Annotated in this window: 12 protein-coding genes and 1 riboswitch; of the genes, 6 read left to right on the top strand and 6 right to left on the bottom strand. The window is 72.0% G+C overall.

Annotated elements, in window-relative coordinates; translation table 11 throughout:
- Window positions 1–48 precede the first annotated feature (48 nt).
- Window positions 49–177: riboswitch (cobalamin riboswitch) on the bottom strand.
- A gap of 281 nt (window positions 178–458) precedes the next feature.
- Entirely contained in the window at window positions 459–722 is a 264-nt protein-coding gene (locus ACGF3A_RS18055) for a DUF397 domain-containing protein (RefSeq protein ID WP_393730865.1), read from the top strand.
- 282 nt (window positions 723–1,004) lie between these two features.
- On the opposite strand, the gene ACGF3A_RS18050 is transcribed toward ACGF3A_RS18055, so the two are convergent.
- The 5 genes from ACGF3A_RS18050 to ACGF3A_RS18030 all read right to left on the bottom strand — a co-directional run bounded on the left by ACGF3A_RS18050 (window position 1,005) and on the right by ACGF3A_RS18030 (window position 5,102).
- A complete protein-coding gene (locus ACGF3A_RS18050) occupies window positions 1,005–1,424 on the bottom strand; it encodes a hypothetical protein (RefSeq protein WP_393730863.1) in 420 nt (139 codons plus the stop codon).
- Window positions 1,425–1,458: 34 nt separating this feature from the next.
- Window positions 1,459–2,313, bottom strand: coding sequence for a helix-turn-helix domain-containing protein (locus ACGF3A_RS18045; RefSeq protein ID WP_393730861.1), 855 nt, complete (start codon window positions 2,311–2,313; stop codon window positions 1,459–1,461).
- 303 nt (window positions 2,314–2,616) lie between these two features.
- Window positions 2,617–2,829, bottom strand: a complete 213-nt coding sequence (locus ACGF3A_RS18040) for a hypothetical protein (RefSeq protein WP_393730859.1) — start codon at window positions 2,827–2,829, stop codon at window positions 2,617–2,619.
- A gap of 24 nt (window positions 2,830–2,853) precedes the next feature.
- On the bottom strand, window positions 2,854–4,134 hold the full coding sequence (locus tag ACGF3A_RS18035) for an anion permease (RefSeq protein WP_393730857.1): 1,281 nt from the start codon (window positions 4,132–4,134) through the stop codon (window positions 2,854–2,856).
- A 209-nt stretch (window positions 4,135–4,343) separates the two neighbouring features.
- On the bottom strand, window positions 4,344–5,102 hold the full coding sequence (locus ACGF3A_RS18030) for a lysozyme (RefSeq protein WP_393730855.1): 759 nt from the start codon (window positions 5,100–5,102) through the stop codon (window positions 4,344–4,346).
- Between the two features lie 182 nt (window positions 5,103–5,284).
- On the opposite strand from ACGF3A_RS18030, the gene ACGF3A_RS18025 reads away from it, so the two are divergent.
- The 5 genes from ACGF3A_RS18025 to ACGF3A_RS18005 all read left to right on the top strand — a co-directional run bounded on the left by ACGF3A_RS18025 (window position 5,285) and on the right by ACGF3A_RS18005 (window position 11,173).
- Window positions 5,285–6,439 (top strand): alpha/beta hydrolase, encoded by a 1,155-nt coding sequence (locus ACGF3A_RS18025; RefSeq protein ID WP_393730853.1) that lies wholly within the window; start codon window positions 5,285–5,287, stop codon window positions 6,437–6,439.
- Between the two features lie 239 nt (window positions 6,440–6,678).
- The gene (locus ACGF3A_RS18020; protein WP_393731874.1) at window positions 6,679–7,938 is read left to right on the top strand and encodes a hypothetical protein; all 1,260 of its coding nucleotides are present in this window, start codon (window positions 6,679–6,681) and stop codon (window positions 7,936–7,938) included.
- Between the two features lie 204 nt (window positions 7,939–8,142).
- Complete coding sequence (locus ACGF3A_RS18015) at window positions 8,143–9,741, top strand: ABC-F family ATP-binding cassette domain-containing protein (protein ID WP_393730851.1); 1,599 nt, start codon at window positions 8,143–8,145, stop codon at window positions 9,739–9,741.
- Window positions 9,742–10,095: 354 nt separating this feature from the next.
- Complete coding sequence (locus tag ACGF3A_RS18010; RefSeq protein ID WP_323377788.1) at window positions 10,096–10,317, top strand: helix-turn-helix domain-containing protein; 222 nt, start codon at window positions 10,096–10,098, stop codon at window positions 10,315–10,317.
- 76 nt (window positions 10,318–10,393) lie between these two features.
- The gene (locus tag ACGF3A_RS18005) at window positions 10,394–11,173 is read left to right on the top strand and encodes an enoyl-CoA hydratase/isomerase family protein (protein ID WP_393730849.1); all 780 of its coding nucleotides are present in this window, start codon (window positions 10,394–10,396) and stop codon (window positions 11,171–11,173) included.
- Window positions 11,174–11,204: 31 nt separating this feature from the next.
- On the opposite strand, the gene ACGF3A_RS18000 is transcribed toward ACGF3A_RS18005, so the two are convergent.
- The gene (locus ACGF3A_RS18000; protein ID WP_393730847.1) at window positions 11,205–12,002 is read right to left on the bottom strand and encodes a nucleopolyhedrovirus P10 family protein; all 798 of its coding nucleotides are present in this window, start codon (window positions 12,000–12,002) and stop codon (window positions 11,205–11,207) included.
- Window positions 12,003–12,153: the final 151 nt, after the last annotated feature.

Here is a 12,153-nt window from a genome sequence, read left to right as displayed (position 1 = left end):
GTGTCCTCACTCAGGGTCCTCGCCCTGGCTCGACGTGACCGACGGCGAGAGTCTCCTGGCTCCCGGATCGACGCCCGCCCCGGCCTTCCAGCCGCGCGACGCGACCGTGGCTCTGGGTGAGGGAGCGCTCCCCGGTGACAGTGGCGGGACCGCGCCGGATTCGCACCGGCTTCCTCTCCATGCCGCCGTTTGGCACCGGAAGTCCACCACGTTGGCCGAGAGGCGTCAACTTGCTGTTGACCTGCAATGGGGGCGGAGTGGTGAGCCCCACACGCGCCGCACTTCCGCAGTCGTGCGACCAGTAATGCACCTTTGCGCCCCGGACCGCTGGGAAGACTGCACATGACAAACGGGAGAGCGCCAAACGACGGCAGGAGGCGATTTCTTGCCTGCGGCGGACGGTATGCGACCGAATGTGTCCGGCTTCGGCGGCAGCGCGGGGCCGGCAAGGGGGGCGCATGCCACAGACGCGCGGCCACGTCGGGGCGCTGGCTTTCGGGCCGGAGGAGGTCGCAGTGTTCGAGGAAGACTCGTCCGCGGGTATATGGATCAAGAGTAGCTACAGCAATGACGGACCCGGTGCGTGCGTCGAGGTCAGCGACGCCGCGGGCCGGATCCTGGTGCGGGACTCCAAGTGTCCCGATGGCGACGTACTCGCCTTTACGACCGCGCAATGGAGTAGTTTCCTGGCCACCACGGCGACTTGGGTCGCGGAGGACTGACGACGGCGCCTGGACTCCCTCAGGCGGAGGGGATGGCGGTGGGGGCGATGCCCGACCGGACGGAAGACGCGGTGCGGCGCCCGGGGGAGAGCCGTGCCGGGCGGGACCCGCGCTCTCCTCTCTCCCTCACCGCGAGATACAGCCTCGCCGTGGGACTTCTCGCCACCGGACTCGGAGCCGCCGCCTCGCTGCTGGCGCCGGAAGGGGCGGCACGGGCGGTGGTGTGGGGGCTGGTGGCCGCGCTCGTCGCCGGCGGAGCGGGGCTCTGGTACGGGCTCGCGCCTACGCGCGGTCGTCTCTTCCCCGGCCGTCTCTCCCACGGCCGTCCCCGCGGTCCGCGCCACCGTTGACGGCGCGGCGTATTCGGCGTCCCACGACCACGCAGCAGGCGGCGAGGAGCGAGGCGCCGCACACGCTCAGCACGAGCGCCCAGCCTCCGCCCGCGTAGGTGGCGCATGCCACCGCACCGCCCCCGATGAGCAGCCGGAGCGAGGTGGCGAGGGCGCGCGCGTAGGTCAGCCGGATCTGGTTGTCCGTCCTGGCCGCCTCAAGGGTGATGAGGAGGTTCGTGCCGCGCTCGGTGAGCCCGGCCGACAGCTCGCCCTCCTCGGCGTCCGGAGGACGGGCGGCCGCGTCGGGCGCGCCCCTGAGGGCGCGTAACGCTCCGCCTAACCGCTCCCGCCATTCCTGCCAACCGGACACTGCCGCGTCCTTCCTGCCCTCGCCCCGTCAGGGACTAACTGCTGCTCAAGGCGTCCCTGACGTGCTCGATCCGCGTCCGGGACTCTTCGATCGACAGGGCGCGCTCGCTGATGTCCGCGAAGCACTCCTGGTACCAGACGGTCATCTCCATGTCGCTGCGCGTCAGGACCGTCCCTCCGGCGCCCTCCATGAAGAGCAGGTCGTCGTCGTCCTTGAGCCCGAGCAGGATGAACGACCTGGAGGTGCTGCGGTGGGCGCCCGCCGAGAAGGGGAGGACGCGCACGGAGACGCCCGGCTGCCCGGCGCGCGCGAGCAGGTGGTCCAGCTGTTTGCGCAGCACGGTCGGCCCGCCGATCTGCAGATGCAGCAGCGACTCCGCGAGCACGAACTCCGCCGTCGGCCCGACCCCGTCGTCGAAGAGCCGTTCCTGACGCGTGGCCCGCAGCTCGACGGCGCGCGGGGTGTCAGGGGAGTCGAACGGGGCCAGCAGCGCGCTCGTGTACTCGGACGTCTGCAGTACGGCGGGCATGAGGACGCACTCGTAGCAGCGGTACTCCTCGGCCGCTCCCTCGTAGCTGAGGAGCTGCGCCACCTTCGGGTTGAGCATGTCGGTGTACTGCGTCCACCACGACTGGCCCTTGGAGGCCCGTGCCGCCTCCTCCAGGTCGTGCACGGCGTCCGGGTCGGTGATCCCGTACAGCTGGAGCAGGGCGCGCAGGTCGGTGATGGAGATCCCGACGGTCCCGGCCTCGATGCGGATGAGCTTCGAGAGTGACCACTCAAGGGCGTCGGCCACGTCCTTCTGCGTCTTCTCCGACTGCTCCCGTGCCTTGCGCAGCTCGATCCGGAGCCTGCGACGGTTCAGGCTCGGATCAGCTTCTCTGGTCATGCTGCCTTCTCTCTCTTCGCATGGTGGCGTGCCGTCAGCTGGAAGCGAGCCACTGTCTGGCCGACAACATCCTTATGGGCCAGTCGAGTTGGGTCCTACCCAGCCGACGTCTCCAATATGACACATGGCACTTCGCCGCTGGCCGATGTGACGCAGAACATAGCAGTGCGTCAGTTCGCCATACGCCGAGAAGGCATGAAGAACGCCCCCGGGAGTGATCCCGGGGGCGTTCTTCATGGAGTGGGGCACGTGGTGCCCGGGTGTCCGGCGCCGGATGTCTGGCGCCTGACACCTGGCGCCTGGCTACGCCGCGATCAGATAGATCCCGAACACCACCGCCGCGGCGCACACCGCGTAGCACGTGTACGCGCCCGCGCGGGCGAGTGCGGGAGTGCCGCCGTCCGCGCGGCGGGCGGAGCCGCCGACGATGCCGAGGGTGAAGACGCCCACGAGGGCGACCGTCGCCACGAGGCTGACTCCGAAGACCTGGCCGAGTGCGGCCCAGTCGATGTCCATTGCGGTCTTCCTTCCGGCCTGGGCCTAGGAGAGGCTCGTCGCGGACGCGGCCCGCTGGGCGGGTGCGTGCGCCGTCGTCGGCTCGTCGTCGGCGGGTGCTGCGGCTGACGGCGGCGGAGGCGGCGCGACCGCCTGCATCGCGGTTGTGACGACCCCGGGGGGCTCGGTCTCCGTCGCCGAGGCGGCGGGCGCGGCCTCCGGGCCCATGTCGTTGACGTTCGTGTGGTCGACCGGCTCCTGTCGGGAGCGGAGCCAGATCGCGGCGCAGATGGCGACCAGCAGCACCGCCACCGTGGTCACGCCCCAGTCGCCCTGGTCGGCCAGCAGGGCCGAACCGGCGGCGACGAGACCGGCGGCGGGCAGGGTCAGCGCCCAGCCGACGACCATGCGGCCCGCCGTCGACCACCGCACGACGCCGCCCTTGCGGCCGATCCCGGAGCCCATGACGGCGCCGGAGCAGACGTGCGTGGTGGAGAGGGAGAAGCCGATGTGCGAGGAGGCCAGGATGGTGGCCGCCGCGCTGGTCTGGGCCGCGAAGCCCTGCGGGGGCTGGATGTCGGTGATGCCCTTGCCCATGGTGCGGATGATCCGCCAGCCGCCGAGGTACGTGCCCAGCGCGATGGCGAGGCCCGCCGAGGCGATGACCCAGACCGGCGGGTCCGAGCCCGGCGCCAGGGCGCCGCCGGTGACCAGGGCGAGGGTGATGACACCCATGGTCTTCTGTGCGTCATTGGTGCCGTGCGCCAGGGAGACGAGGGCCGCGGAGGTGATCTGCCCGGTGCGGTAGCCCTTGGAGGTGTGCTCCGGGTCCGCGTCACGGGCGACGCGGTACGTCAGCCGGGTCGCGAGGACCGAGGCGATGCCCGCGACCAGCGGGGCCGCGAGAGCGGGGATGAGGACCTTCATCACGACGACGTCGCCGTTCACGGCGTTCGTGCCGACGGAGGCGAGGGTGGCGCCGATGAGGCCGCCCATCAGTGCGTGCGAGGAACTGGAGGGAAGTCCGGCCAGCCATGTCAGCAGGTTCCAGATGATCGCGCCGACCAGCCCGGCGAAGATCACTTCGGGCTTGATGCCGGACCCTTCGTCGATGATTCCCGAGGAGATGGTCTTGGCGACCTCGATGGAGAGGAAGGCGCCAACGAGGTTGAGCACCGCGGACATCGCGACCGCGACCCGGGGCGTGAGGGCCCCGGTGGAGATGGTGGTGGCCATGGCGTTGGCCGTGTCGTGGAAGCCGTTCGTGAAGTCGAACACCAAGGCCGTGACGATCACGATCCCGATGAGAAGCGTGATGTGTTCCATCCAGTCACCAGGCACAATCAGTTCGAAGGTCAATGACGTCGTGAACGTAAAGACGGCGGGTGAACGGAAGGTGAACTGGGACGGGCATCGAGGTGTCACCACCCGACACCTGTTGTAATCCCTCCGTCACGCTTTGCTCTATGGTTGGTCAAGCGATCGAAAACCCCGCGCTGACCTGCGACGTCACGCGTTCGTCAGCGGGGTGCGAGTCAGCCGCGAGCGTATCTTCTGAGCTGTTTCATGGACCCGTCGAAGACGTTCTGGTCACCCGGAAGACGCCCTTTGTTCGCGTACTGCCAGATGGTGCGGTATCGCCATCCCGCCGGGAGCGGGCCCGCCTCGGCGCCCCAGTCGGCCAGCCACAGCGGATGGTTCGCCCCGAACTGACGGCTGCCGCCCGTGCAGCGCTGCCACCACCGGGCCGAGGTGTAGATCGTGGGGTAGCGGTCCGTACGGCGCAGCACCTCCGCGCTGAACGACCGGATCCAGCCACGCATCCGGGCCCGGCTCAGCCCGTGACAGGGCTTGCCGTGGACCGACTCCAGGTCCACCGCGGGAGGGAGCGTGACCCCGTCCCGTCGCCACTGGCCGCCGTTGCGGACGAAATAGGCGGCCTGCGCCCGGCCGGAGGACGTGTCGGCCCGCGCGAAATGGTAGGCGCCGCGCAGCAGCCCCGCCGCGCGCGAACCGTCGTACTGCTGGACGAAGTGCGGGTTCTTGTAGCTGGTGCCCTCGGTCGCCTTGACGTACACGAACGAGGCTCCCTTCGCGCGGGCCCGTCTCCAGTCGACCTTCCCCTGGTGCGAGGAGACATCGTGCCCCCTCGGCTTCCCGGCGGAGACCGTTCCGGCGGACACCGCCGGTGCCGGGGTCTCCAGGAAGGCGGTTCCCGCGAGGGCGAGAGCGGCGGCGGTCACGGTCAGCGCGTACGAGCGCCGGCCGGCCGGGGCGACATGCGTGGCGGACATACAGGGCATCCAGGGGAGGGGACGGGGGGTCTGGGCAGGTCATATGCAGAACGCCGCCGGTCCCGCCCGGACACGGGAAGGCCCCGGTGCGCGGGCGCGCGGCCCCCGTCGCACGCCCCGTGCGTCACCCGGGCGACGCAGCCCACTGGCCGTGCACGCCGTCCCCGCTGACACTGGGCGAGATGCGTCTGCGAACGGCGGCCGTCGCCGCCTCCTCCGTACTGAGTGCCGGAGCGGCCGCCGTGGCGGCCGGACGGTACGCCGCCGGGCGCGCCCTGCGCCCCATGAAGGCCCGGCGGGACGGTCGCGGACCGCTCCCCGCCGGGTTCGAGGGTCCACCGCTCACCGTGCACTCCACGGCGCCCGGAACGGTCGCCCTCACCCGCACGCTGACGGCGGGTCTCCCCGGCGTCTACGGGCTGACGGGACGGGGCACCCACGCGGTCGTCGGACCCGTCCTCGACGCACGTACGGACGAAGGGGCGCCCTCCACCGTCGTACGGCGGCTCGACCGCGTCACACAGGGGCAGTTGAGCACCGGTTCGACCGTACGGCTCACTCCCGTCGTGCACACCGGGGACCCGGGGTCCGCGCTCGGGCTGGAGTTCACCGAGGTCGACATCCCCGGCGAACTCGGCACGCTGCCCGCGTGGTTCGTCCCCGGCGACCGCGCGCACTGGGTCATCGCCGTGCACGGCCTGGGCGCCACCAGGGAGCACCCGATGACCGTGCTCCCGTTCCTCCGCCAACAGCGCCTGCCCGTCCTGGACATCGCCTACAGGGGCGACCCGGGCGCGCCGCGCCCCCTGGACGGCATCAGCCACCTCGGCGACTCCGAATGGCGCGACCTGGACGCCGCCATCCGCTACGCCGTCCGGTACGGCGCCGAGCGCGTCATCCTGTACGGCTGGTCCAGCGGGGCCACGATGGCGCTCCACGCGGCCGCCAACTCCGCGCTGCGCGACCGGATCAGCGGACTCGTGCTCGACTCGCCCGTACTGGACTGGAAGCGCACCCTGCGCGCGCTGGCCGCCGCTCAGGGCACTCCGCGCGTCCTGCTGCCCCTCACGGTCCGCGCGGTCCAGGGGCGTACGGGCCTGTCGGAGGAGCGCCTGGCCGCCGTCGCGCACCCGGCGAGCCTCAACCTGCCGACGCTGCTGGTGCACGGCCCGGACGACACCGTCGCGCCCTGGGCCGCCTCGCGGGCGCTCGCGGAGAGCCGCCCCGACCTGGTCACGCTGCACACCGTGGAGCACGCCCCGCACGCCGCCATGTGGAACGCCGACCCGGAGGGGTACGAGGAGGCGCTGCGGCGCTTTCTGACGCCGTTGATGTGAGAGCGGGAGTGAGAACGGGGTTCCGCTTCATCCGTTTCACGCGGTTCACGTGCCGTGTTTCCGGAAAGGGCACCCCAGGTTTGGGTTTCCCCGGCACGCCAGGAAGACTGCTCCCTGTGACGTCGTCCCGTACACCGCGCGACACCCGGCTCCGCCTTGTTCCCCGACAGCCCGTCGCCGCCGCCCGGCGCACGGTGACCACCAGGCGTGCCACGAGCACGCCCAGGCCACCGGAGGGCGTGCCCTCCCGTGACCAACTGGCGCGCATGGCACGCGCGTCGCTCAAGGAGGCCGTCCGGCTGGCGCGCTGGGCCGCGCACGACGGCACCTCGCTCCAGACCTTCGCCGAGGTCGAGCGGGCCGCCACGGGCCTGGGCATCCCCGCCCGGCTCGTCCGTACGCACTGGGACCGTGCCCGTCTCGCCGGGCTCATCGAGCTGCACGGCGACACGGCCCGCGCGGGCTGGCGGCTGCGCGCCTGGGACCGCGACGACAGCGCCGTGCTGCGCGGCTGGGTCGCCCTCTTCGACGCCTGGTCGCTGGCCTACCCGGCGCCCGCCCCGCACGAGCAGGGGCTCGTCTCCGAGATCGTCGAGGCGGTGCCGCAGTTCCTCTCCGTGATGCACCTGTCCGGCGGGCCCGTCACCTTCCCGCTCCTGCACGACCTGCTCGCCCAGCGCATCGCCGAGATCCGCGCCGAGCGCGACCCCGAGGCGCCAACCACCGGGACCGCGCTGGGAGTCACCCTTCCGGGGCTGCTGGACTGGGCGCTCGACGGACTCGCCGCCGTGGGCGCGCTCACCCGCTGCCCGGACGAGGAGACGGGCGTACGGCAGGGCTCCGCCGTCCTCACCCCGCTCGGCAACTGGGCGGTGTGGACCAAGCTCGAACAGATCTGCGTCGCGGCGCAGAGCCCCGCGGGCAACATCGAGCAGCCCGCCGAGGACATGCTGCGCGGCTGCGCCCGTATGACCCCGGGACCCGCCCGCGCCGAGTACCGGGCCTGGCTGGCCGCGCGGCCCACCGGGCCCGCCGTCACCGAGCTGCTGGAGGCGGCACGGGGCGAGGACGCGCTCATCCGCGGACTGGCCTTCGAGGCGCTGCGCGTCGTCGGCGCCCCGGCCGAGGCGGCCGTACGGGAGGCGGCGGGGGAGCCGAGCCTGCGGCCGTACGCGCTGCTGTGGCTCGCGGAACTGGCCGGTACCGACCCGGAGGACCTGGCGGGCGGAGCGCCCGGCGTGCTCACCCGGGAAGAGGCCACCTGGCTGTGGGTGGACACCGCGGCGGCGGTCACCGACCACGGGGAGGAACGGCTTCTCGTCGACCATCTGGAGACGGCCGTCCAGGGCTCGGTTCCGGCCCTTCTCAAAGAGGTCCGAGCCACCGGCCATCCCCGCACCGTGCAGGTGCTGGTCGCGCTCGCGGCGGCGCATCCGGACCCGGCGTTCGCCAAGGCCGTGCGCCGTGCGGCCTTCCAGGTCCACACCGGCGGTGAGTGAGAGGTCACGCCCCGGGGCCGGAAAAGTGTTTGCCCCCCGCCGGTAGACTGGCTTCATGCCTCATCTCCTCGTGCATTAGGTGTGCGTACACCCGGCACGCCCGTGCTGACGCCGCTGCCCTCGGCGCGGCGGTCCCGGCGTGCCCTGCCCGTTCGCTGAACCCGCCTGTGCGTACGTCCGTCTTTTCTGCCTTGGAGTCCTCCCGTGATCACCGCCACCGGTCTTGAGCTGCGCGCCGGAGCCCGCCTGCTGATCGAGTCCGCCACCTTCCGTGTCGCCAAGGGCGACCGCATCGGCCTCGTCGGCCGCAACGGGGCGGGCAAGACCACCCTCACCAAGTGCCTCGCGGGCGAGGGCACCCCGGCGGCGGGCACCATCACGCGCAGCGGCGAGGTCGGCTATCTCCCGCAGGACCCGCGCACCGGCGACCTCGACGTGCTCGCCCGTGACCGCATCCTCTCCGCGCGCGAGCTGGACACCGTGCTCCGCAAGATGAAGGAGAACGAGCAGCGGATCGCGAACGGCCAGGGCGCCACCCGCGAGAAGGCGATGAAGAAGTACGAGCGCCTGGAGACCGAGTTCCTCACCAAGGGCGGATACGCGGCCGAGGCCGAGGCCGCCACCATCGCGGCCAGCCTCGGCCTGCCCGACCGGGTGCTCGGCCAGCCGCTGCACACGCTCTCCGGCGGTCAGCGCCGCCGCGTCGAGCTGGCCCGGATCCTCTTCTCGGACGCCGACATCCTGCTCCTCGACGAGCCCACCAACCACCTCGACGCCGACTCGATCGTCTGGCTGCGCGACTTCCTCAAGACCTACCGCGGCGGCCTCATCGTGATCTCCCACGACGTCGACCTGGTCGAGACGGTCGTCAACAAGGTGTTCGCCCTGGACGCCAACCGCTCGACCATCGACATCTACAACATGGGGTGGAAGCAGTACCAGATCCAGCGTCAGGACGACGAGAAGCGGCGTAAGCGCGAGCGCGCCAACGCCGAGAAGAAGGCCACGGCCCTCGCCACGCAGGCCGCCAAGATGGGGGCCAAGGCCACCAAGGCGGTCGCCGCCAAGAACATGGCCCGCCGTGCCGAGAAGCTGATGTCCGGGCTGGAGAGCGAGCGGCAGTCCGACAAGGTCGCCAAGCTCCGCTTCCCCGACCCGGCGCCCTGCGGGCGTACGCCCCTGATGGCCGAGGACCTCTCGAAGTCGTACGGCTCGCTGGAGATCTTCACCGGCGTCGACCTCGCCATCGACAAGGGCTCGCGCGTCGTCATCCTGGGGCTCAACGGCGCGGGCAAGACGACGCTGCTGCGGCTGCTCGCCGGCGTCGAGGAGCCGGACACCGGCAAGGTCGTCCCGGGCCACGGCCTCAAGCTCGGCTATTACGCGCAGGAGCACGAGACCCTCGACCCGGACCGCACGGTGCTGGAGAACATGCGCTCGGCGGCCCCGGACACGGATCTGGTGGCGCTGCGCAAGACGCTCGGCTCGTTCCTCTTCTCGGGCGACGACGTGGACAAGCCCGCCGGTGTGCTCTCCGGCGGCGAGAAGACGCGGCTGGCGCTGGCCACGCTCGTCGTCTCGTCGGCGAACGTGCTGCTGCTCGACGAGCCCACGAACAACCTGGACCCCGCCAGCCGCGAGGAGATTCTCGGCGCGCTGCACACGTTCACGGGCGCCGTCGTCCTCGTCACGCACGACGAGGGCGCCGTCCAGGCGCTCCAGCCGGAACGCATCATCCTGCTCCCGGACGGCGTCGAGGACCTGTGGGGCGACGAGTACGCGGACCTCGTCGCACTGGCCTGAGCCCCCTGCTCCGCCCTTGATCCATCTCTACTGGATCATTCGGCCGACCGGTGATCCTTCATCTGAGTGAGGGCGGCTCGTACCCCGGCGCGGCCCCGCGCCGGGCGTGCGCTTCTGTGGCACGCGCCTCCCTCGCCACCACGCCGCGTCCCGTACGCGCCCCTGACCTGCCCCTTCCCGCGAAGGGCCGCTGACGGCGGCGCGCGCGGCGCCGCGAAATCGGTCTCTCCGGCGCCGTCACCGCCCGTCCCCGGGTCGAAGCTCGTCGTACGGACCTTGCCGAATGGGTGGCCAGAAGACGGGGGAGGGGTGATCATGAGAGTCACAGAGCGCACTTCCCACGAGGAGGCACGGGTGGCCGAGACTCTGAAGAAGGGCAGCCGGGTGACCGGCGCCGCGCGCGAAAAGCTCGCGGCAGACCTCAAGAAGAAGTACGACTCCGGTGCGTCCATCCGGGCGCTCGCCGAAGAGACGGGCCGTTCCTACGGATTCGTGCATCGGATGCTGAGTGAGTCCGGCGTGACCCTGCGCGGTCGCGGCGGAGCGACGCGGGGAAAGAAGGCCGCCTCGTCCTGACGAGGCTTCCGAGCATCCTTGCCGGTGGTTACTCTTCAGTTAACTTAACCGTGGAGTAACCACCGGAGGATGCTCGATGACCCTGCTCGACAAGGACGGCGTTCGCCTGACGGCGGAAGGTGCCGTGGCCACGGTCACGCTCGCCAATCCGGCCAAGCTGAACGCTCAGACCCCCGCCATGTGGCGCGCCCTCGAAGAAGCGGGGCGTGTGCTGCCGGGGGACATACGGGTCGTCGTGCTGCGCGGCGAGGGCACCTCGTTCTCCGCCGGGCTCGACCGGCGCATGTTCGAGCCCGAAGGCATCGAGGGCGAGCACTCGTTCACCGATCTCGCCCGCGCCTCGGACGAGAAGCTGGACGAGGCGATCGCCACGTACCAGGAGGCGTTCACCTGGTGGCGCCGCCCGGACCTCATCACGGTGGCGGCCGTACAGGGCCATGCCATCGGCGCGGGCTTCCAGCTCGCGCTCTCCTGCGACCTGCGCGTCTGCGCCGATGACGCGCAGTTCGCGATGCGCGAGACCAGCCTGGGCCTCGTGCCCGACCTGACCGGCACCCACCGCCTGGTGGAGCTGGTCGGGTACGCGCGTGCGCTGGAGATCTGCGCGACCGGCCGTGCCGTGCGCGCCGAGGAGGCCGAGCGCACCGGACTGGCCAACCTCGTGGTCCCCGCGGGCGAGCTGGACGCGGCCTGCGCCGATCTGGCGGCCGCCCTGATCGCGGCCCCGCGCGACGCCGTCGTCGAGACCAAGGCCCTGCTCGCGGGCGCGACCTCGCGTCCGTACGAGGAGCAGCGTGCCGCCGAGCGTGCCGCGCAGGCCCGCCGTCTCCGCGACCTGGCGGGCCTCGGCGACTGAGCCCTCCAGGGTAGTCCCGCCGCCTCGCCGGTCAGGCCCGTTCGACGGCCGTGATCAGCACCGCGACGGTCACCTCCCGGTCCGCCGCCTTCGTGGCGGCGGCCCGGGCGGCCCGTGCGACGTCCAGCGCGCGGTGCCCCGGGGCGACGGCGAGCTGCAGCAGGAGGTGCGGCGGGGCGCCGTCACTCTCCTGGACGCGTACGGCGCGGGCGGTCGCGTCGCCCGCGGCGAGCGTCAGGGGCGAGCCCAGCACGGGGGCGGGCCGGGCGACCCCGGGCACCGCGAGGACCGCCGGGGCGACGTCCGCGGCGAGACCCTCACCCTCGCCCTCACCCTGAGCTTCGCTCTCCGCCTGCTCCTCGGGCCTTTCGAGCTCCTGCTCCTGCTCCTCGTCCTCCGGTTCCGGTTCCGGCTCCGGGGCCTCCAGCAGCAGGTCCGTCACCCGCAGGTCGGCCGAGGCGACCGCGAGCCCCAACTCCTCGTCCGCCGCGGCCAGCAGGAGCGTGCGGAGGCGGCCGGTCACCACGGGCAGCGGCTCCTCCACCGTCACCGCGAGCGTCGCCTCCAGCTGGAGCGGGCCCGGCGGCAGCGCGCTCGGCGGCGCCGGAACCGCGGACTCCGACGCCTCCTCCGGATCCTCCGGACCGGCCTCCGCGAGGCGGAGCGTGTCCAGCCGTACGCCCGGCATGGCGCGTGCCGCGGCGCGACGCAGCACCCCGCGCGCCGTCTCCTCGGTCAGCCACGCCCCGTCCCCGGCCTCGCCCAACGGCAGCAGCCGCCCCAGACCGAGCTGGTGCCGTACGGCCTGGGTCAACCTGTCCGCGCCCATGGAACTCACTCCTTTCGCCCTCCGCACAGCCTCCCGTACCGCCCGCCCCCGCGCGGGCGGCGGTCTCCCCGCGTCACTCGTTCGGTGGTGCGTGCACGAGCCGCGGTCTCCTGGGCACGCTTAGTGTGAGCAGAGGAGCGGCAGGCCGTTC

The sequence above is a fragment of the Streptomyces sp. NPDC048172 genome (genome assembly GCF_043202595.1).
Lineage (GTDB): Bacteria > Actinomycetota > Actinomycetes > Streptomycetales > Streptomycetaceae > Streptomyces.
Note: the sequence above shows the minus strand (reverse complement) of the source record. Positions and strands in the feature narration are given on the sequence as shown.